Source organism: Bradyrhizobium sp. USDA 4011, assembly GCF_054063415.1.
Genome location: NZ_JBSSGG010000001.1, coordinates 5,724,046 through 5,743,245 on the forward strand (window position 1 = coordinate 5,724,046; position 19,200 = coordinate 5,743,245).

The following is a 19,200-nucleotide window of genomic DNA, read 5'->3' on the forward strand; positions in this document are numbered from 1 at the left end:
GTCAGTTCTCTACCGGCTCGCTCAGCCATTGACGGACGATGGAGACGGTTTCGTTCGGATTGCGCTCGGCGAGTTCGCCGACCCGGTGCACGGCCTGGGCGTGGACCTGGCCCTGGATCTGGGCGACGTCGATCAATTGCGCCGCGCCGCTGCCGCTCGGGATCAGCGCCTGGCCGGGCGCACCGGCGCTCTCGGCATGGGCTTCGGCCAGCGCGGGCACGCCCGCACCGCCCGGCGCCGGAATGACGTCGGCGGCCACGATGCGCTTGACCAGCGGGCGGACCACCATGAACAGCACGACCAGGCCGAGCATCATCATGACGCCTAGCTCGATGACGTACATCACGTCATCTTTGGTAAATTGCAGCATGCCGAGCAGGCCCGTCGGCTCCGCGATCGGCTGCGCTGCGGGCGGCTCGGCGAAACGGAGGTTGACGACCTCGACCTGGTCGCCGCGCTTCTGGTCGAAGCCGATCGCGGAGCGGACCAGGGCGGCGATGCGGTCGAGCTGCTCCTTGGTGCGGTCCTGGTAGACCATCTCGCCTTTTTCGTTCTTGGCGTAGGCGCCGTCGACCAGCACCGCGACCGAGATGCGGTTGACGCGGCCGGCCTCGGTCACCTCGGTCTTGGTGGTGCGGGAAATCTCGTAGTTGTTGGTTTCCTCGCTCTTCTTGCTCTGGTCGCGGGCGCGGGCGGCGTTGTCCTGGTTCTGGTTGCCCGGCAATTCGTTGTTGACGGTGACTTGGCCGGAATTGTCGGCGGTGAGGCTCGATTCCTCGCGGGTCTGGGTCGAGCGCAGCACCCGGCCTTCGGGGTCGAACTTGTCCGAGGTCTGGGTGATCTTGTTGTAGTCGAAATCGGCGGAGAGCTGGACGCGGGCGCGGCCGGCGCCGACCACCGAGGAAACGATGTCCTCGACCTGCTTGCGCATCCGCTTCTCGAAGGCGGCGCGGCGCTCGTCGCCGACCGCGGCATCGGCATCGGATTGGGCGCCATCGGCGAGCAGCTGGCCGGCCTCGTCGACGATCGAGACCCGCTGCGGCTTCAACCCGTTGACCGCGGAGGCGACGACGTGGCGGATCGCGCGGATCTGCTGCGGCTCCAGCGCGCCGCGCACCCGGAGCACGATCGAGGCCGATGGTTCCGGCGTCTCGCGCGAGAACAGCGGCTTTTCCGGCAGCACGAGGTGGACGCGCGCGGCCTGGACGCGGTCGATGGCGCGGATGGTGCGGGCGAGCTCGCCCTCCAGCGCGCGCAGATGATTGATGTTCTGGACGAAGCTCGTGGTGCCGAGCGCATCCGACTTGTCGAATATCTCGTAGCCGACGCCGCCGCCCTTGGGCATGCCGCCCTCGGCGAGCTTCATCCGCAGCCGCGTCACCTTGTCTTTCGGCACCATGATCGCGGCGCCGTCGCTGCGCAGCTCGAACGGGATCGCCTGGCGCTCCAGCTCCTTGATAATGGCCGAGGAATCCTCGGTCGACAGGTCGGTGAAGAGGGTGGTCATCTGGGGCGTGGTGACGCGCATGATGACGAACGCGAAGAAACCGATCAGGGCCGCGGTGACCGCAACCATGGCCGCGAGGCGGGCCGCACCAAGACCTCTGAAGAAAGCAACCAGACTTTGCACCAACGGCCCCCAGGGATTCGGCCCACGCGGGTCCGACTGGGCAAATATTGCCTAGGGTATGGTTTCCATATGGTTAACGAAGGTTAAGAACCGCGGCAAAAACGCGGACATGAAAAAAACCGGCTTCGCATAGCGAGGCCGGTTTTCGTCAAATACCGCTATTTGGGCGAAACTTACTGCCGGTACTGCTGGATACGTGTCGTGCGCAGTCCGGCCAGACCATGCTGGTCGATCGAGAACTGCCAGGAAAGGAACTCATCGACGGTCAACGTGTAGCGGCTGCAAGCCTCCTCAAGGGAGAGCAGGCCGCCGCGGACCGCAGCGACGACTTCGGCCTTGCGGCGGATGACCCACCGCTTGGTACCGGGGGCCGGCAGGTCCGCAATCGTTAACGGGCTGCCGTCAGGCCCGATGACGTATTTCACCCTCGGGCGATGGGGTTCTGTCATGGCGTACTCACAAACTCTCAACCACTGAACTCGCAGGAGGTAACCTACGCCTACCGGTTTAAAATTTGCCTAAGCCCAAGCGTTCAATACGAATCTCGTTGGAACGGCCGGGAACAGGGCGGCGGATCGGGGGCTTGGGAGCCGTGCGCTGCCGGTTGTGCGCACGTTTCATCCGGCGGCGGAACAAGCTGCACCCCTCTCCCTAACCTCGAGAGCGAGCTTCGCTCGCCTCGGACCCCCGCAAGGGGGGAGGGAACCCGCCCGCCAGTGCGTCCCTCTCATGTAATTGGGTTGCTCAACGTGAGATGAGCACACTTATCGGGCTCCCTCCCCCCTTGAGGGGGAGGGCTGGGGAGAGGGGTGGCCCCGGGCGAGATGATTGACATGAATCTCGCTTTCACAATCTCGTCGTGCGTCACGACGTGTGTCGAAAGATTGCCGGACGGACCGTCATCACTTCTCTTTGACAACAGCGTAGCGCCGTAACGACGTGCTCACGTGTGCGTAGGAGCCGTTGTCCGCTCCCCGCAGATGGGCGCGTTTCCCAATCACTCCATCCGAGCCTTTGTCATGATGATGAACAGACGCACTTTCTCGACCGCCTTGCTTGCCGGAGCTGCAGCTTCGCTGGTGTCCTCGCGCGGCATCGCTGCAACGCAGCCGCCGGTGAAGGCACGCAACGTCGTGCTGGTGCACGGCCTGTTCGCCGACGGCTCGTGCTGGTCGGAAGTCATTCCGCGCCTGCAGGCGGCAGGGCTCAATGTGACGTCCGTGCAAAATCCGTTGACCACGCTGCCGGAAGCGGTCGCATCGGCGCAGCGTGTGCTCGATCGTCAGGATGGCCCCACCGCTCTGGTCGGCCATTCCTTCTCCGGCATGATCGTCACCGAGGCCGGTGTGCATCCGAATGTCTCGGCGCTGGTCTATGTCGCCGCGCGCGCACCCGATGCGGAGGAGGACTACACCGCGCTGACCAAAACCTATCCGACGCCGCCCGCGAGCGCCGGCATCGTGTTCGATGGCGACGAGGGTCGGCTGAGCGAAGAGGCGTTCCTGCGCGATTTCGCCGGCGACCTGCCGGAAGCCAAGGCGAAGGTGCTCTATGCCGTGCAGCAGCCGTTCCACAAGCAACTGCTGGCAGGCAAGACCAGCCACGCGGCCTGGCGCAGCAAGCCGAGCTACTATGCCGTCTCGACCGAGGACCGCACGATCAATCCGGATCTCGAACGCTTCATGGCCAAGCGGATGGGCGCCACCACGATCGAGGTGAAGGCCAGCCATCTTGCGTTGATCTCGCAGCCTGAGCCGATTGCGCGGCTGATCCTCGAGGCCGCGGGCCGGTCGGAGTGAGTATCGGCGGCAAGCGTGCTTCGGCAGCGAGCTCCGTTTTCGCCTCTCCCCGCGTGTGGGAGAGGTCGGAATGGTTGCGTCGCGAATGCGTGTGCGGGAGAACGTGGCAAACAGCCGATGTCCGGCACGATCCAAATTTCATCAAGGGCAGTACGTCGACGAAGCGGTGACGGCTCTCAGCTGTGCATCAGGAACGGTCCGGCGTGCGCGATCCTCGACTTTCCGGTTCGTAACGGCGGCGGACATTTCCCGGTCGACGGTATCCACCGCAGGCTTGCGCTTGGTGCTGAGCGCGTTCAGGAGCGCCGCGACGGCGGTCATCATCAAGACGCCGCCGAGACTGAGCGCGATCTGCATCGCAGGCCGGTTCGGGATGTTGAACAGATCAAACTGGCTGACCAGCGCCAGGAGGACGCCGAGGCAATAGATCGGTAGCGAATTCTCGCCACACCACCGCGCGCCACGCAGCATCGGCGTCGATAGTCCTTGCCAACACTCGGGAATAAGCCATGACGCCACGATCGCGAGAGCCAGGAAATGCAGTAGCCGCAACGGGCTCAGATTCGATTTGTCCAATGGAAATAGCAGGTCCGTCAAAGCCTGCGGCACCACCGGCTTGACGTGCTGGCCGAGTGCAAGGACCAGGCTCATCGCGAGAAAGAGGGTGGAAAGGACCAGCGCAGGGCGCGACGTTATCCGATCCCGGATTGTCCTTCCCTTGATGACGTACCATGCGCCCAGCACGACCAGAAACTGCCATGCCAGCGGGTTGAAGAACCAGACGCCGTCGGGCCAGGCGGTAACGCGCCAGCCGAAGACGTGCACCAGCGCATAAAGCAACAGCGAAAGGCCGAGCGTAACGTTTGGTGCGCGCAGCAGAAGCCACAACAACGGTGCGAACAACACGTGGCAGACCACAAAGACTGGCAAGACATCGGTATTGACAGGGCGGAATTGCAGGATTGCGGCGTGCGCAAGCGCCGCGCCCGGACGTTCGAACAGAATCCGCGTATTGCTGTCATCGGCAAGATGATCGCTGCCCGCGACGTAGACGAGCACGGCGCAAGCGAGCGCGAGCAAGAGAAAGGCGGCATAGATATCCCATCCCCGCCGCAGCGAACGGGCGATCACGCCTCTCCAGCCGTCACGTTGACGGGCTCTGCCGTAGGCCAGCGCGCAAGTCACGCCCGAAATGAACATGAATATTTCGGCAGCATCGCAGAAGCCGTAGTTGCGCAGCGTCAGCCAGCTTCCGACGTTATTTGGAACGTGGTCGAGAAAGATCCACCATAACGCGATCCCGCGACAGACGTCGATGCGCGGGTCGCGGCCGGTCGATCTGAATTCCGGCGGAGTTTCGTCGATCAATCGCTTCGAGGTGTGGGTTCGATCATGCATCTGTCGATCTGTCCGGCGTGCGCGCGGCCTCGTCGGGCGCAAATCCCAGGAACACTTGGATGCTCCAGGGCGTGCGCGTGCCGGACCAGCCTCCGGCCGAGCCATGGGATTGGACGCTCCGGCTACCCGAGGGTTGGCGGCGCTTTCGCCGGCCAGCCGCAATCAAGAGGCCCGGAACGCTCGCCGTCTTCCGTCGGCGCCGCCAGGACTTCGCCGACGAGCGGTATCAAAAGCTGCTTTCGCATTTCGGCGAGGCGGGCACGACAGTACTCGTGATAAAGCATGTCGAATATGATGGACATGATCGAACGCCTTCTTGATCACTGAGGTTGACTTCCCACGTGACACATTTCGACCATTTCAACCGGCGGCCAAAAGCCAACAGTGCCGCAGGCATTTTATGTCCCACAAATTCTGCCTAGCGATTTGGCTAGAGCAGCGAACTACAATCGGTACCGGCAATCTTTCAAAACAACCTGCCCGCGGCTCCGCAAATCGGATCAAGTGCGAACAGGGGCATCAAGCCGATCTGCGCTTGCGTGCCGCCAGGGATGTCCAATGATTCCGTTGGCGGCAATTACAGATAGAGCCATCACGACCGTCTCCTCCTAAGGGAGAAATAAAGGCCGCGACTTTCGCGATCAGTATAAGCGTAATATTCTGACCGACAGGTGAACCAGTTCACATCTGCATCGATCACAGGCAAATCAGACTAGCAGATCGATAGCATGGCTTCTTGGACTTGTGCGCACGGACCCTGAGAGGGCCGGTGCGTGAATTGCAAAATGCAGACATTGAAAATGGTGTGCCGCAGCATTTCATCCTGATGCTCTGTGAAGGCTGGAGGTCCCCATGTCTACGGACGCAGCCAATTTTGCATCGCATCGTTTTTCGACGCGCGACCTTCCGGAGCGTATTCGTCTCCCTCTATGGCGCGAGCACTTTGGACGATGCGTCGTGCACGCCGATATCGAGCCGCTGTCGAACGCTCCGATCCAGGCCGATGCGTCGCTACAGGCGATTCAAGGTCTGCGGATGCTCGCGCTGAAGGGCACGTCGATGCGCTTCAAGCGTTCGCAGGCGAACCTCGCCGATGGCGATGATTCCGTCGGCGTCATCTTCTGCTCTCCCGGCAGAAGTCAGCTATCGCAGCGCTGCCGGGAAGTTGAGCTTCGCGCCGGCGATGCGATCGCAATTCTGCATTCCGAGCCCGCCAGCGTTACCTACGTTGATGGATTGCTATTTGGTCTCGCGGTGCCGCGCGCGGAGCTTGAGCAGCGCGTATCGGATGTCGAAAGCCTGGCTATGCAGCCGATCGGGCACCGAAAAGAAGCATTCCGGCTATTCGCGGCATATCTGAAGTCGGTGCTCAAGGCGAGAGCACTGACCGCCCCAAACTTCGTTATACGGTCGTAATCCACATCCACGATCTCGTCGCACTCGCGATCGACGAGTGTTCTGCCTTGGGCGAGAGCAGCGCGAGCGCCGTGATGGCTGCGCGGCACAGTGCAGCCCTCGACTACATCACCGCACACTTTCAGGAGCCTGGGCTCAGCGTTCAAACGGTCGCCCGTTGCCAGGGCATCTCGCCGCGCTATCTGCAACGCCTGATGGCGTCGTCGGAAACATCGTTCACGGAGCGCCTGAACGAATTGCGTCTCCAGCGGGCGTTCGAATTGCTGACCGGGTCTCACGCCGGTCGCCAGCGGATTTCCGATATCGCGCTGGAGGTCGGCTTCTCGGATGTTTCGCATTTCAATCGCTTGTTCCGAATTCGTTTCGGCGATTCTCCGCGCGGCGTTCGGCTTGCCCGAAAGGCGGCCAGCTGAGCCACAGTGCCCAGACTGCCAGCCATGACTGGCGTTCGGGGTTCGTGAGCGCGGCGAGACAGCCTCGCCTTGTCATTCCACTCCGGCCGCGTTGCTACTCGCCGGCAGTCGGCGGCAGCCGTTCCCGAAGCGCTGCGATCTCGAGCATGACGGTGATGGCGATGGTCCTGAGGCGCGCGTTCTCGGTCATTGTCTCGGCAAGCTGCGGGTCGGGTGCCCCGGCACGGCTTGGAGTGGTCTGGGTGCGTTCTGGCGGTGTCGGGCGTGTCGGCGTCACAGGCTAGCTCTTGCCGGCGGTCAAGGCGCGCAGCCTGGGCAGCCGCGGAGTTTCAGGGCGGAAGCGGCGTTCAAGCGCGGAATCTGAAGATAACGTCCGCTTGCTTACAGGAAGCTGACGTGTCGTAATTTATTGCTGTTTATGTCTGGTCGGCGGGCTCGCTCGTCAGCCGACCCGGAGCTGCAAGAGCAGATGGAGCGATCGAGCGACGATGCGAGACAATCCGCAGGACCCATCGACCGCCCAGGTCTCATGGTTGCTTGGAACTCGCATCGCGCAAACTATCTTGGCCAGCGATCCACTCGATCGCGACGGCAACTACGGAATCTTCTTCGCCAGCTGGCAGGTCGAATCAATCGAATCGACCAATGGCGAACCGGTCAGTGATGTGTCGGAACAGGTGTCAGCCATGTCTCGAGTCCAGACAATGCGCGGGTGATGACACCGCGATGTTCGATAGTGAATCGAGAACCACCGCCATCATGGGCGCGGCGCAAGTCGAGGCGACAAAGCTTAGCTGCTGCTCGTCGCGCCGCGCACCACGCGCTTGATCTTGTCGGTCGTGTAGGTCTGGCCGCCGATCGAGAGCAGCGGCGGGGAGGCGGTCAGGTCGACGGAGTCGACGACGCCCTGAATCTCGGTCGAGATGGCGAGGTCGTTGCCCTTGGAATCCTTGCCGGTCGCGGTCAGCGTGTAGGTGCCGGCCGGCCACTGCGTGCCGTCCGTGCCCTTGCCGTCCCAGACGAAGCTGGCGTTGCCCTGGTTCAGGTTGAAATTGCCGGAATAGGCGGTCTGGCCGGTCGCGCTGGTGATCGTGATGGTGGCGCTGGTGGCTTGCGGCGACACCAGGTTCCAGGTCGCGGATTTGTTGAGCTGCGTCTTGCTGCCGTCGACGGCGACCGTGTTGCCGACATAGACCAGCGCCTGGGTCGATTGCGCGCTCTTCTCGATCGCGATCAGCTGCTTGAGCTGATCGTTGGATTTCAGCTGCTGCTCGACGCCGGCGAACTGCACGAGCTGCTGGGTGAACTGGTTGGTGTCGAGCGGGTCGAGCGGGTTCTGGTGCTGCAACTGCGTGGTCAGCAACGTCAGGAAGGTCTGGAAATTGTCGGCGATGCCCTGCGACGAGGTCGTCAGGCCGCTGCCGGTGCTGCTGCCGCTTCCGGAGTTCGCTCCGTTGCTGGTGCCCGGCGCTGAGACGACCGGCGTCGGCATGGTTGCATCGACTGCCATGGTGAATTCCTTACACTCTGATATCGACGCCGCCGAGGGCACCGGTTGCGCGGCCATAGGAGCGGCCCGCCGCTGCGGCGGGGACGCTGTCCTCCTCGGTGACGATCAAACGGTGGGCGTTCGGATTGGACTGGCCGTTGTTGTTCTGGCCCGACTGCGACTGATCGCGCAGGCTGAACTGCAATCCGCCATTGCTGGTCGAGAGGCCGGCATTGTCGAGCGCGCGCTGCAGCTGGTTGGCGTCCTGGCGTAGCATCGACAGCGTCTCCGGGCGTTCGACGGTGAGATGCGAAGTCACCTGGCCGTTGCGATCGACATCGATGCGGACATCGATGCGGCCGAGCTCGGCGGGGTCGAGCCGGATCTCGAAGCGGCTCTTGCCGCTCTTGGCGGAGGCGGCGATCTGCATCGCAAGTCCGCTGAGCGGCACGGCGGCGGTTTGCGCGGCGTTGGTCACGGTCAATTGCGCGGTCGCAGACGGCGTCGTCTGGCTGGCCGGCAGTTGCGCCTGGAGCGCATTCGCCGCCTGCGCGCCGGGATCGGGTGTCGTGAGCTGGGCCTGGGCAGCCGCGTGGCCGCCAGGCGTCGGCGTCGGCGCGGGGTTGCCGTCGCCGCTCGCATCGGCCTTGATGGAATCGGCTGCGCCGTCCGTGGTGGCCTTCGCCTTGCCGGATATAGCCGCCGGCTGCGTGGCTGCGGGAACGATGTTGGTCGGAGCAGCCTGCGCGGTGTTGGCGTTGCCCTGCGCCGCGCCGTCCTGGCCGGTTGGCGTTGTCGCCGTCGCGTCCTTTGCGGCCACCTGTACCTTGGCTTGCGTCGTCGTCTTCGTGGCGGGCGTTCCCGTGGCAACCGTGGCGGCGAGTGTCGCATCGCCGGTCGCCGTCGCTGCGCCGGAAACCGTTGCCGCATCTGTCGTGATGACCTGTCCCTCGGCCTTGACGCCAGCCGCCTTGGCGACCTTGTCGGCATTCGCTGCGGTGGTCGCCGCCGTTGCGGGGTCGGCGCCGGCCGGCGCACCGCTGCCGGCCGGCGTGCCGGTCGCGGCGAGGGCGGAGCTTGCCGCGATGGCCGCAGCCGCGATCGCAAGCGGTGCGGCCGGCTGGCCGGCTGGCGCGGTCGCCGCTGTCGGGTCAGTCGCCGGTGCGGCGGCGACGGGAACGGCAACCACGGCGCTGGCCGCCGCCGCATTGGCTGGGTCCGGCTGCGGCACGGCTTGCGCCGTGGCCTTGTCGCCGGTGGATTGCGCATCGGTGCTCGACTGCGAATCGTCCGATTTCGACTTCGATTTCGACTTGGTCTTGGGCGGCGCGTCGCTGCTGCTATCGACCTTGTTTTCTTCGCGCGAGCTGCCGGAATCCCGCGACGTCCGATCGGGGGCCGTGCTGGTGTCGCGGGAGCGCGCATCGGTGGTCGAGGTCGAATCGTCGGACCGGCGCGCGGGCGACGGTTGGGTGTCGTGCCTGGTGTTGTCGCTCGTGGACGCAGAATTGCTGTCGACCAGTGCGGCAAAGCCGTCGTTCCCCGCCTGCGAGGCGGGATCGGGCCGCGCCGACCGCGGCGCCGCGCCCTGAAAAGACCGGCTTGCCAATGCTTCCGACGTCACGCTGACCACTGCCAACCCTCGCAAATGAGACTTCCGGCGTTTTGTCAGCAAGGAGTGGGCCAATCATCGGGCGTTACAAATAGTGAATTATTTCAATTGGTTAAGGTTTGCGTGTGCGCCCCGGAACAGGTTCCAGACAGGTCTCCTTTTTGCCCGGCGGCAAGATTTGCCGTTCGCGCGCGGCAAGACACGGATTCCGCCGGATTGCCTCGCCGGAATACGGCCTATATTAAAGGTGGCCTCCGACGCGTCCCGAACCGACCGAACCGGCCTTGGACGCGTTCCAAGGCTCTCTGGACAAAGGCTTTTTTCCAATTTCGTCACGGAGCGCATAAGCTCGCCGCGACAATGACCAATGACCGCTTAGAGATGCTCAACAGTCTGGATCTTGAAGGCCGCCCTGAAGACACGCGGATCGTCGTTGCCATGTCCGGCGGCGTCGACTCGTCGGTGACGGCTGCGCTCTTGAAGTCGCAGGGCTATGACGTGGTCGGGATCACGCTGCAGCTCTACGACCATGGTGCCGCGACCCATCGCAAGGGCGCCTGCTGCGCCGGCCGGGACATCCACGATGCGCGCAATGTCGCGGAGCGGATCGGCATCCCGCATTACGTGCTCGATTACGAAAGCCGCTTCAAGCAATCCGTGATCGACAATTTCGCCGACAGCTACGCGCTCGGCGAGACTCCGGTGCCGTGCATCGAATGCAACCGTTCGGTCAAGTTCCGCGATCTGCTCTCGACCGCGCGCGAACTCGGCGCGCAGGCCCTCGCCACCGGTCATTATGTCGCCTCGCGCCGGCTTGCGGACGGGTCGCGCTCGCTGACTTGCGCGGCGGATGCCGATCGCGACCAGAGCTATTTCCTGTTCGCGACCACGCGCGAGCAGCTCGACTTCCTGCGCTTCCCGCTCGGCGACATGACCAAGCCGCAGACCCGCGAGCTGGCGCGGCGCTTCGATATCGAGGTCGCCGACAAGCAGGACAGCCAGGACATCTGCTTCGTGCCGACCGGCCGCTACACCGACATCATCGGACGGCTCAAGCCGAATGCGATCGCGCCGGGCGACATCGTCGATCTCGCCGGCAATGTCATCGGCCAGCACCAGGGCATCGTTCATTTCACCGTCGGCCAGCGCAAGGGCCTCGGCATCGCATCAAGCCACCCGCTCTATGTGGTCAAGCTCGATGCGGCGACGCGCCGGGTCGTGGTCGGGCCGCGCGAGGCGCTGCGCATGGATCGCATCGCGCTGCGCGACGTCAACTGGATCGGCGACGGCGCGCTGGACCGCGTGATCGGCGGGGGCATCGAGATCCATGTCCGCGTGCGTTCGACGCGCGCGCCGCAGCCGGCATGGTTGCGCGGCACGGATGGCGGCTATGAGGTCGAACTCGTCGCGGGCGAGGAGGGCGTGTCGCCCGGCCAGGCCTGCGTGTTCTACGACGCGGCCTCCGGGCAGGCGCGCGTGCTCGGCGGCGGCTTCATCAGAAGTGCGAGCGCGAGCCGCGCGGCGCGGGCGGCGACGCGGGATGCGATGGCGCCGCTCGCGGAAGCGGTTCGCGGCTAGACAGCAGAAGCATCGGGGCAGGGGAATGGCTGGGGACATCGACCGCGAGGGGGTCGAAAAGGCGTATGGCCGCTGGGCGCCGATCTACGATCTGGTGTTCGGCAAGGTGTTCGATCAGGGCCGTCAGTCGACGATCGCGGAGGCCGACCGGATCGGCGGACGCGTGCTCGACGTCGGCGTCGGCACCGGGCTGTCGCTGTCGGAATATGCGCGCACCACGAAACTGTGCGGCGTCGATATTTCCGAGCCGATGCTGCGGCGGGCGCTCAAGCGCGTGCGCGCGCTGGGCCTCAGCAATGTCGAGACGCTGGCGGTGATGGACGCCAAGCACCTCGCATTTCCGGATTCGTTTTTCGACGCGGTGGTCGCGCAATACGTCATCACCGCAGTGCCGGATCCCGAAGCCACGCTGGATGATTTCATTCGCGTGCTGAAGCCGGGTGGCGAACTGATCCTGGTCAATCACATCGGCGCCGAGAGCGGCCCGCGCCGGATCTTCGAGGTCGCCTTCGCGCCGCTGGCGCGGCGGCTCGGCTGGCGTCCGGAATTTCCGTGGGAGCGGCTGACCAATTGGGCCGCCAAGCATGGCGGCGTCAGCCTTGCAGAACGCCGGCCGATGCCGCCGATGGGGCATTTCTCGCTGATCCGTTTCCGCAAATCGTGAGACTGCGGCGCTTTTGATCGGGAACATCGGCGCGTCGTCACGGTTTTCTCGTCATGAGGATCAATCGAACACTCGCGTTGTCCTGGGCCCTGATCATGGCGCCCGTCGTTGCCGCGGCGCAGGCGCCGCCCACGCCGACCACGCCGCCGGCCCAGACCGCGCCGCCGGCGCCGTCGCGTGCCGCCGCGAATTGCGCGCCGCAGCAGCCTTCGCATCCCGGTCCGGCGGTTCCGGAGGGAACCACTACCGGTCAGGCCAGGGAGCCGCTGGGCGACAAACTCGCCAGATCGGACGGGGTGCTGTGCCCGCCGGCCGGCGTTGATCCCGAAATGCGTGCGCCAACCCCGCCAGGCGGCAATACGCCCGTGATTCCACCGCCCGGCAGCCCCGGCGGCGATCCTTCGCTCAGGCCGAAATAACCCCCGCCTGCAATAGTTTGCGGCCGCGTCCGGGTTTGCTTGACAGGCGCGCATGCCACTCTTTATATGCCGCGCGTTCGCACCCGCGGCTTGCATGCCGCCGATCGCGAGCCCATGGCGGGGTAGCTCAGCTGGTTAGAGCACGGGAATCATAATCCTGGGGTCGGGGGTTCGAGTCCCTCTCCCGCTACCATGTATAACCCACTATCGCGGTGGGCCTGCGGAAAGGCGTCCCCGCCGATTAGCGCGGCGAGCTTACCTTTCACCTCGACCTCGAACCCTTCCCGTGGCCCTTTCGGGTGGACCGTGACGCTGTGCACAAGCGCCCGAAAGTCGTCGACCAGGGAACCTCGGTCGTCCTTCGCCTCGGCGTGGCCGGCCATTGTCTCCGCAAGTGCGTTCACCGTGATCATGTAGCGGTCCAAAGTAGCTGGATGGAGCGCGACGGAGACTGGAGCTTCTTCGAGTGCGGCTAGTTCGGCCTCGACGCGCAATCGCTCTTCCTTCAGGTCCCCGATCCGTTGCTTGGCGTCCTCCTCGGAAATTAAGTACTTTATCACGAGATCAATGTTGCGCTGGCGCTCCCCTTCGATCCGATCACGTTTTGCTTCCAATCGCGCGCGCACTGCGACCGCGTGCCCAGCAAGCCGCTCCCGTTCACTGTTGTAGTTGCGGACATAAGTCTCGATCAGCTGCGGGTCTTTCAGTTCTTCCGCCATGCCGCTGAGCACAAGTCTTTCGACGTCGCGCAGGTAGATGATCTTTCGATTCGAACAACTCCCGCTCTCGCGAACCGCCGAGCAGCGAATCCTGGTCTTTCCAGTCTTGTCACGGTCATGGACCGACATCCCCGATCCGCAACAACCGCAGCGAAGGAGACCGGAAAGGAGGTGCGGTGGCCGCCGCTTCACGTGGCTGGCCAAGTGGCTCTTCTCGGTTTTCAGAGCGTGAGCCTGCTCCCAAACGGACTGTTCGACGATCCGAAGCTGAGGCGCCTCGATGCTCTGCCACTCCTCGCGAGGGTTCGGGCGAGACAGCCGCTTGCCGGTGTCAGGATCCTTGACCATCCGGACCTTGTTCCAAACGATCCGCCCGACATAGAGTTCGTTCAAGATGAGCCCAGCACCACGTTCGGCGTTCCCATTGATCGTCGACGCGTTCCATAGCCGGCCTCGCGGCGGACGAACGTTCTCTCGGTTGAGATCGTGTGCGATGTCCCGCGGCGTTCGTCCCCCGGCATAGGCCGTGAAAATTCGCCGGACGATCGCAGCTTCGTCTTCGACGATTTCGAGTTCGCCGGCTTTGCCGGGAATAGCTCGATATCCGTAGGCGCGTCCGCCGGCGTGTCGACCGTCGCGTATCACACCGGCCATACCGCGACGGACCTTCTTCGCTCCGTCTTCGCGCTGCATCTGTCCAACGAGGCCGCGAATTCCAATCAAGATCGAGTCCGCGGTGCCATCATGAACGGCTTGGATTTGGATGCCTTGGAAAGACAGTCTTTTGTGGATGCCGGCCAGGTCTTCCATGTCACGAGAAAGCCGATCCAACGCCTCCACAATGACGACGGAGAAACGTTGTTGGCGCGCCGCATCCATAAGCTGCATCAAGCCATCGCGGCCGAATACAGAGGCTCCAGAACGAGCCTTGTCCTCGAAGGTCGCAACGACGTCGAGCTGATGACGGGCCGCATAGGCCCTACACAGAGCAATCTGATCTTCAGTCGACTTTTCGTTTTGAAGCTCGGTCGAGAACCGAGCATAAACCGCTGCGGACTTCATCTTGAACACCACCGCTGATGCGTTTCTCGCTGGCGGCGTCAATATGAGTTTTCATCAGCCGCTCATTCTCGAAGAGATGATCGCGCCTCGCATCGGCGATTGCAAGGGCTTCAACGAATTTGACCAAGGCACGATCTATTCCAGGTGAGTTTACACACCGTGGTGCATGATGAAGAACTTCCTTCGCTTTCGCTCGCTTCATAACGCCAGGATGCTGCAAGCGGTTCAAGAAGGGTAGGTTTCTTGGACATCGATCGCAGAATTGGATATGATCGAAAGAAAATTCGATAGCTTCTCGGAAGCGTTGAGATCTGAGCAGGCGTTATGCTCTCGCAGATGACAGGCTCGGCAATTCCCGCAGCACACCGTGATGAGCAACGGGGTAACGAGTAGCTTCGTTGATTTCGCTGCATTGTCTTTTGAGTCGGATCGCATTCTTGCATTTTGGCCGAGTCTTTTCTTGTGCGGTCCGTGGTCATTTGTTGAAACCGTAGCCGTTGCGCACGCGCGCACCAGCCGAGTGGCCGGGTCTCCTTGAGCCTGACGTTATCGAACGCCACGAGGATGATGCTCTTCGATTTGCCCTTGAGCTCGTTCTGCAGGATCGAGAAGTCGGTCGTGCCGTCGGCCGCCATCGGTTTGTTACGCTGAAACGCCACTGGAAGAACTCCACGTACGGTTCGAATCGTTCCGGAACCTGCGAATCCCTGTCGCGTTGCTTCAATGTCACAACAGGAGGCACCGATGGCGGCAGCGAAGAAGAGCAAGACGGCGCGCGGACGAAACCAGGACCGGGCGCGGGGGGCAGGCGGGCAGGACTACGAAGTACAGTACGAGGCGGAGAAGACCGGAAGTCGGCACCGGCGGTGAAGAAGGCCGTCAAGATGGTCGGCAACCGCGCAAGCGGGTGGGGGAACGGTAAGGCCGCTGAGTCGGAGACGAATTGGCGTGGATGCTTAGTGCCGGTCCTCCTCGTTGGGGGCATTCTGGACAGGTGTCTCCAATCGAGTCCAGCACGTCGCGAACCGCGGCTTCCGCTGCCCCAGCGGAAACGCCTATTAGCGGGTCTCGACGGGCGATATCGAAGGCCCGCTCTCGTGCATGCGGATCGGCGCGGTCCTGCATCCAACCGTGCTCCTCGCACTCGCGGATGGCGCCCGCTATGGAGCACGTGGATCGCCCGTCCCCAGAGCGTCCGTATTGTCGGCCTTCGTTCAGTAGTCATCAGCATTGAAGTAGACCTCGAATACGACGAATCCTGTGGTCCGCCATCTGTTCCGGCTCCTCGCACAAGGCCGGATTCCCTGTAAGCAGAGGACAAGGTTTCCCCAATTCTGAGATCCCTGTGAAAGATGCCGAGCGGTTCTTGCAGGATGGCCAGCATCACGTTCGCTTAGGTCTTTGCGCGTGCAGCCAGAGCCGCACCGCGCTCTCATGTGTTGGGGGGAAACGGCCCCTGACTTGCAGCCGCAAGTGACCGAGTTCGCGCTCGTCGCGCCAGAGACCAAGCGATCCGCATTCAGCTTCAGGAATCTATCGTGTACCTTGATGCCGAATCCGTCGGGCCCCTTGCGGTCGGGAAAGGTCTGGGCCGCATGCGCCATCCAACCCAGCGAGATGTCGGAGAGGCGGGTTTCATTTTCGGGATAACTACCTCCGACATCGCAGTGGTTTCCTGCGAACCACATTCCACAGCCAATCCGGTTGCTTGAAATCCGCGCAAGGCCGCCCCGCACATTCAGCGCGAGAGCAGACCTCTGTCGGGCACTTGCTGCGCCATTGTCGGCATTGAAACCCAATGCCAGAAACCTGACATACGCGCGCTACGAAGTGCCTGCTGAGCCTGCGAATTCACCTCGGCACGCGATTTGCTCTGTTTACGGCATCATCACCAATCGCAGTGCGATGGTCTTCGGGACACGGCGCGCGTCGCTGTTCGCGTTTCGTCCGTTCCGACGGTTTGCTGTGCAATGACTTGGCGCTCGGTTGTGGACGAGCAAATGCAGGGAAGGGTTGGATGCGATCTAGAGTTCTTCTTTTGGGAGCCAGTGAAACTGCCACGGGAAGTGTGCGACCCGGAGGCTATATTGGCGGACAAGTCGGTGGCGGGTACCTCGACCTCCTTCACCGATCCCTACGGTCAGTCGATTTATGGCGATGCCGACAGGTTCGATGTCATGCGGCGGCACAACCCGCACCTCTCGTTCGGCTAGGGGCCGCATTTCTGCCTGAGCGCTGCGCTGGCACGCCTGGAATTGCGCTGCGCCTTCCTCGCGCCGCTCGTGCGGATGGGGGATCTGGCGCTGACCATCGCCGGGGAGGATGTCGTCTACCTGCCGTCTTGCGCATTCGCTGCCCGCGGCTCCTATCGGTAACCTTCCGCCCATTCATCGCTTAGAGAATGAAGTGCCACCATGTCCGAACAATCCTTGCCGACGCTGCCGATGTGGCGCGTCGATCACATCGAGCCTTCGCCGGAGATGTTAACGCTAAGCGCCAACGGTCCGATCCACCGCGTGCGCTTCCCGTCCGGACACGAAGGCTGGTGGGTGACGGGCTATGACGAGGCCAAGGCGGTGCTGTGCGACGCGGCGTTCCGGCCCGCGGGAATGCCGCCGCCGGCATTCACCCCGGATTCGGTGATTCTCGGTTCGCCGGGCTGGCTGGTCTCGCACGAGGGGGGCGAGCATGCTCGGTTACGCACGATCGTGGCGCCGGCCTTCAGCAACCGCCGGTTGAAGCTGCTCGCGCAGCAGGTCGAAGCGATCGCCGCGCAGTTGTTTGGGAAACTAGCGGCCCAGCCTCAGCCCGCCGACCTGAGGCGCCACCTCTCCTTTCCGCTTCCGGCCATGGTCATCAGCGCGCTGATGGGCGTGCTCTACGAGGATCGCGCCTTTTTCGCCCGGCTGTCCGACGAGGTGATGACGCACCAGCATGAAAGCGGCCCGCGCAGTGAGTCGTGCCGGGCCTGGGAAGAACTGCGCGCCTACATGCGCGGCAAGATGCGCGACAAGCGCCAGGCTCCGGGCGACAACCTGCTGACGGATCTGCTCGCGGCGGTCGACCAGGGCAAGGCGACCGAGGAAGAGGCGATCGGCCTGGCGGCGGGCATGCTGGTGGCGGGGCACGAGAGCACCGTCGCGCAGATCGAATTCGGCCTTCTGGCCATGTTCCGCCATCCGCAACAGCGCGAACGCCTGGTCGGCGACCCATCCCTGGTAGACAAGGCGGTGGAGGAAATCCTGCGCATGTACCCGCCGGGCGCGGGTTGGGACGGCATCATGCGATATCCGAGGACCGACGTGACCATCGCGGGCGTGGATATTCCCGCGGAGAGCAAAGTGCTGGTCGGCCTACCGGCGACGTCGTTCGATCCGCGCCATTTCGATGACCCGGAAATCTTCGATATCGAACGCCAGGGAGAGCCGCACCTGGCGTTCTCCTACGGGCCGCACTCCTGCATCGGCGGGGCGCTGGCCAGGCTGGAACTCAAGGCGGTGTTCGGTTCGATCTTCCAGCGCTTTCCCGCGCTGCGTCTGGCCGTGGCGCCTGAAGAACTGAAGTTGCGCAAGGAGATCATTACTGGCGGCTTCGAGGAGTTCCCGGTGCTCTGGTGATGCGCGGACCGCGCCGCGGATCGCGATCTTCTCCGCAATTTGCCGACGCGCCTGGGGCGCGCCGCTCAGATCAAGCCGCCGACAGGTAATCAGGATGGACGTGCAAGAAACTAGGGCAGCATACCGGGACGCCTTCGCCGAACTGGCGTCGCCGGCGTGCATCCACGACCCGTATCCGTTCATGCGGTGGTTGCGCGAGCACGATCCGGTGCATCGCGCGGCGTCGGGCCTCTTTCTGTTGAGCCGCCACGCCGACATTTACTGGGCGCTCAAGGCCACGGGCGATGCGTTTCTGGGACCGGCGCCAGGCGAACTGGCGCGCTATTTCCCGCATGCGGCGACCAGCCTGTCGCTCAATCTGCTGGCGTCCACGCTAGCGATGAAGAACCCACCGGCGCACACGCGTCTGCGCCGGCTGATCTCGCGCGATTTCACCATGCGCCAAATCGACGACCTGCGGCCGAGCATCGCGCGCATCGTCGCCGCGCGCCTGGACGGCATGGCGCCCGCACTGGAGCGCGGGGAGGCCGTGGACCTGCATCGGGAATTCGCGCTGGCCTTGCCGATGCTGGTCTTCGCCAAACTGTTTGGCATGCCCCAGGACGACATGTTCGGACTCGCCGCCGGCATCGGCGCCGTTCTGGAAGGCCTGAGCCCGCACGCCAGCGATCCCCAGATCGCCGCGGCGGACGCGGCCAGTGCCAGAGTGAAGGCCTACTTCGGCGGCCTCATACAGCGCAAGCGCACCGATCCCAGCTACGACATCGTGTCGATGCTGGTCGGCGCACACGACGATGATGCCGACACGCTGTCGGATGCGGAGTTGATCAGCATGTTGTGGGGCATGCTGCTGGGCGGCTTCGCCACCACTGCTGCCACCATCGACCATGCGGTCCTGGCGATGTTGGCGTATCCCCAACAGAGGCACTGGCTGCAGGGAGACGCCGTGGGGGTGAAGGCGTTCGTCGAAGAAGTCCTGCGCTGCGACGCGCCCGCGATGTTCAGCTCCATTCCGCGTATCGCCCAGCGCGACATAGAATTGGGCGGCGTGGTGATCCCGAAGAACGCGGACGTGCGCGTGCTGATCGCGTCCGGCAATCGCGACCCGGACGCCTTCGCCGATCCCGATCGCTTCGATCCGGCGCGGTTCTACGGCACCAGTCCAGGTATGTCGACCGACGGGCAGATCATGCTGAGCTTCGGCCACGGCATTCACTTCTGCCTCGGTGCGCAACTGGCCCGGGTGCAGTTGGCCGAGAGCCTGCCGCGGATCCAGGCCCGTTTCCCCACGCTGGCATTGGCCGGGGAGCCGACCCGGGAGCCCTCCGCATTCCTTCGGACGTTCCGCGCGCTGCCGGTGCGGATGCATGCGCAGCGGAGCTGA

Annotated in this window: 18 protein-coding genes, 1 tRNA gene and 3 pseudogenes; 13 read left to right on the top strand and 9 right to left on the bottom strand. The window is 63.7% G+C overall.

The annotated features are described in order from the left end of the window. Window position 1 precedes the first annotated feature (1 nt). Both fliF and sciP read right to left on the bottom strand, forming a co-directional pair. Complete coding sequence (gene fliF, locus ACVW1C_RS26975) at window positions 2–1,576, bottom strand: flagellar basal-body MS-ring/collar protein FliF (RefSeq protein WP_456763184.1); 1,575 nt, start codon at window positions 1,574–1,576, stop codon at window positions 2–4. Window positions 1,577–1,803: 227 nt separating this feature from the next. Continuing rightward, window positions 1,804–2,079, bottom strand: a complete 276-nt coding sequence (sciP, locus tag ACVW1C_RS26980) for a CtrA inhibitor SciP (RefSeq protein ID WP_002714638.1) — start codon at window positions 2,077–2,079, stop codon at window positions 1,804–1,806. A gap of 570 nt (window positions 2,080–2,649) precedes the next feature. Between sciP and ACVW1C_RS26985 the strand changes: the two genes are divergently transcribed. Then, window positions 2,650–3,429, top strand: a complete 780-nt coding sequence (locus ACVW1C_RS26985) for an alpha/beta fold hydrolase (RefSeq protein ID WP_456760990.1) — start codon at window positions 2,650–2,652, stop codon at window positions 3,427–3,429. A gap of 141 nt (window positions 3,430–3,570) precedes the next feature. On the opposite strand, the gene ACVW1C_RS26990 is transcribed toward ACVW1C_RS26985, so the two are convergent. Together ACVW1C_RS26990 and ACVW1C_RS26995 are read right to left on the bottom strand one after the other, a co-directional pair. After that, window positions 3,571–4,827, bottom strand: a complete 1,257-nt coding sequence (locus tag ACVW1C_RS26990) for an OpgC family protein (RefSeq protein ID WP_456760991.1) — start codon at window positions 4,825–4,827, stop codon at window positions 3,571–3,573. A gap of 122 nt (window positions 4,828–4,949) precedes the next feature. Then, window positions 4,950–5,129 carry a hypothetical protein gene (locus ACVW1C_RS26995; protein ID WP_456760992.1) on the bottom strand — a complete coding sequence of 60 codons (180 nt, stop codon included), beginning with the start codon at window positions 5,127–5,129 and terminating at the stop codon, window positions 4,950–4,952. A gap of 550 nt (window positions 5,130–5,679) precedes the next feature. Here ACVW1C_RS26995 and ACVW1C_RS27000 point away from each other — a divergent pair. Both ACVW1C_RS27000 and ACVW1C_RS27005 read left to right on the top strand, forming a co-directional pair. Next, the gene (locus ACVW1C_RS27000; protein ID WP_456760993.1) at window positions 5,680–6,243 is read left to right on the top strand and encodes an AraC-like ligand-binding domain-containing protein; all 564 of its coding nucleotides are present in this window, start codon (window positions 5,680–5,682) and stop codon (window positions 6,241–6,243) included. A gap of 47 nt (window positions 6,244–6,290) precedes the next feature. Further along, window positions 6,291–6,656, top strand: coding sequence for a helix-turn-helix domain-containing protein (locus ACVW1C_RS27005; RefSeq protein WP_456760994.1), 366 nt, complete (start codon window positions 6,291–6,293; stop codon window positions 6,654–6,656). Between the two features lie 94 nt (window positions 6,657–6,750). On the opposite strand, the gene ACVW1C_RS27010 is transcribed toward ACVW1C_RS27005, so the two are convergent. After that, window positions 6,751–6,933, bottom strand: coding sequence for a hypothetical protein (locus ACVW1C_RS27010; protein WP_456760995.1), 183 nt, complete (start codon window positions 6,931–6,933; stop codon window positions 6,751–6,753). Between the two features lie 286 nt (window positions 6,934–7,219). On the opposite strand from ACVW1C_RS27010, the pseudogene ACVW1C_RS27015 reads away from it, so the two are divergent. Further along, window positions 7,220–7,372 (top strand): annotated as a pseudogene (locus ACVW1C_RS27015) (IS481 family transposase); the annotation flags it as partial. Window positions 7,373–7,446: 74 nt separating this feature from the next. On the opposite strand, the gene ACVW1C_RS27020 reads toward ACVW1C_RS27015, so the two are convergent. After that, on the bottom strand, window positions 7,447–8,166 hold the full coding sequence (locus tag ACVW1C_RS27020) for a flagellar hook assembly protein FlgD (protein ID WP_456760996.1): 720 nt from the start codon (window positions 8,164–8,166) through the stop codon (window positions 7,447–7,449). Window positions 8,167–8,176: 10 nt separating this feature from the next. After that, the gene (locus tag ACVW1C_RS27025) at window positions 8,177–9,778 is read right to left on the bottom strand and encodes a flagellar hook-length control protein FliK (protein WP_456760997.1); all 1,602 of its coding nucleotides are present in this window, start codon (window positions 9,776–9,778) and stop codon (window positions 8,177–8,179) included. Window positions 9,779–10,138: 360 nt separating this feature from the next. Here ACVW1C_RS27025 and mnmA point away from each other — a divergent pair, with 360 nt between their 5' ends. From mnmA to ACVW1C_RS27045, 4 genes are all read left to right on the top strand, one after another. Further along, window positions 10,139–11,335 (top strand): tRNA 2-thiouridine(34) synthase MnmA, encoded by a 1,197-nt coding sequence (gene mnmA, locus ACVW1C_RS27030; RefSeq protein ID WP_456760998.1) that lies wholly within the window; start codon window positions 10,139–10,141, stop codon window positions 11,333–11,335. A gap of 25 nt (window positions 11,336–11,360) precedes the next feature. Then, a complete protein-coding gene (locus ACVW1C_RS27035; RefSeq protein WP_456760999.1) occupies window positions 11,361–11,999 on the top strand; it encodes a class I SAM-dependent methyltransferase in 639 nt (212 codons plus the stop codon). 53 nt (window positions 12,000–12,052) lie between these two features. Further along, window positions 12,053–12,418, top strand: coding sequence for a hypothetical protein (locus ACVW1C_RS27040; RefSeq protein WP_456761000.1), 366 nt, complete (start codon window positions 12,053–12,055; stop codon window positions 12,416–12,418). A gap of 116 nt (window positions 12,419–12,534) precedes the next feature. After that, a tRNA-Met gene (locus tag ACVW1C_RS27045) sits at window positions 12,535–12,611 on the top strand. Here ACVW1C_RS27045 and ACVW1C_RS27050 read toward each other — a convergent pair. After that, on the bottom strand, window positions 12,568–14,199 hold the full coding sequence (locus ACVW1C_RS27050) for a recombinase family protein (RefSeq protein WP_456763185.1): 1,632 nt from the start codon (window positions 14,197–14,199) through the stop codon (window positions 12,568–12,570). The genes ACVW1C_RS27045 and ACVW1C_RS27050 overlap by 44 nt on opposite strands. 1 nt (window position 14,200) lies before the next feature. Here ACVW1C_RS27050 and ACVW1C_RS27055 point away from each other — a divergent pair, with 1 nt between their 5' ends. Both ACVW1C_RS27055 and ACVW1C_RS27060 read left to right on the top strand, forming a co-directional pair. Continuing rightward, window positions 14,201–14,347: a hypothetical protein gene (locus ACVW1C_RS27055; RefSeq protein WP_456761001.1), complete on the top strand. Its 147-nt coding sequence runs from the start codon at window positions 14,201–14,203 to the stop codon at window positions 14,345–14,347. A gap of 596 nt (window positions 14,348–14,943) precedes the next feature. Next, window positions 14,944–15,095: pseudogene (locus ACVW1C_RS27060) on the top strand (DUF3606 domain-containing protein); the annotation flags it as partial. A 678-nt stretch (window positions 15,096–15,773) separates the two neighbouring features. Here ACVW1C_RS27060 and ACVW1C_RS27065 read toward each other — a convergent pair. Beyond that, window positions 15,774–15,887, bottom strand: a pseudogene (locus ACVW1C_RS27065) (phospholipase effector Tle1 domain-containing protein); the annotation flags it as partial. A 399-nt stretch (window positions 15,888–16,286) separates the two neighbouring features. Here ACVW1C_RS27065 and ACVW1C_RS27070 point away from each other — a divergent pair. The 3 genes from ACVW1C_RS27070 to ACVW1C_RS27080 all read left to right on the top strand — a co-directional run bounded on the left by ACVW1C_RS27070 (window position 16,287) and on the right by ACVW1C_RS27080 (window position 19,200). Then, on the top strand, window positions 16,287–16,412 hold the full coding sequence (locus ACVW1C_RS27070) for a hypothetical protein (RefSeq protein ID WP_456761002.1): 126 nt from the start codon (window positions 16,287–16,289) through the stop codon (window positions 16,410–16,412). A 201-nt stretch (window positions 16,413–16,613) separates the two neighbouring features. After that, complete coding sequence (locus tag ACVW1C_RS27075) at window positions 16,614–17,816, top strand: cytochrome P450 (RefSeq protein WP_456761003.1); 1,203 nt, start codon at window positions 16,614–16,616, stop codon at window positions 17,814–17,816. A gap of 94 nt (window positions 17,817–17,910) precedes the next feature. Then, window positions 17,911–19,200, top strand: a complete 1,290-nt coding sequence (locus tag ACVW1C_RS27080) for a cytochrome P450 (RefSeq protein ID WP_456761004.1) — start codon at window positions 17,911–17,913, stop codon at window positions 19,198–19,200.

Excerpts from the sequence above, each read along its gene's own strand:
- ACVW1C_RS27035 (WP_456760999.1), top strand. The coding sequence starts at position 11,361 with ATGGCTGGGGACATCGACCGCGAGGGGGTCGAAAAGGCGTATGGCCGC.
- ACVW1C_RS26985 (WP_456760990.1), top strand. The coding sequence starts at position 2,650 with ATGATGATGAACAGACGCACTTTCTCGACCGCCTTGCTTGCCGGAGCT.
- ACVW1C_RS26990 (WP_456760991.1), bottom strand. The coding sequence starts at position 4,827 with ATGCATGATCGAACCCACACCTCGAAGCGATTGATCGACGAAACTCCG.
- fliF (WP_456763184.1), bottom strand. The coding sequence starts at position 1,576 with ATGGTTGCGGTCACCGCGGCCCTGATCGGTTTCTTCGCGTTCGTCATC.
- ACVW1C_RS27020 (WP_456760996.1), bottom strand. The coding sequence starts at position 8,166 with ATGGCAGTCGATGCAACCATGCCGACGCCGGTCGTCTCAGCGCCGGGC.
- ACVW1C_RS26995 (WP_456760992.1), bottom strand. The coding sequence starts at position 5,129 with ATGTCCATCATATTCGACATGCTTTATCACGAGTACTGTCGTGCCCGC.
- mnmA (WP_456760998.1), top strand. The coding sequence starts at position 10,139 with ATGCTCAACAGTCTGGATCTTGAAGGCCGCCCTGAAGACACGCGGATC.
- ACVW1C_RS27075 (WP_456761003.1), top strand. The coding sequence starts at position 16,614 with ATGTCCGAACAATCCTTGCCGACGCTGCCGATGTGGCGCGTCGATCAC.
- ACVW1C_RS27000 (WP_456760993.1), top strand. The coding sequence starts at position 5,680 with ATGTCTACGGACGCAGCCAATTTTGCATCGCATCGTTTTTCGACGCGC.
- ACVW1C_RS27080 (WP_456761004.1), top strand. The coding sequence starts at position 17,911 with ATGGACGTGCAAGAAACTAGGGCAGCATACCGGGACGCCTTCGCCGAA.
- ACVW1C_RS27040 (WP_456761000.1), top strand. The coding sequence starts at position 12,053 with ATGAGGATCAATCGAACACTCGCGTTGTCCTGGGCCCTGATCATGGCG.
- sciP (WP_002714638.1), bottom strand. The coding sequence starts at position 2,079 with ATGACAGAACCCCATCGCCCGAGGGTGAAATACGTCATCGGGCCTGAC.
- ACVW1C_RS27050 (WP_456763185.1), bottom strand. The coding sequence starts at position 14,199 with ATGAAGTCCGCAGCGGTTTATGCTCGGTTCTCGACCGAGCTTCAAAAC.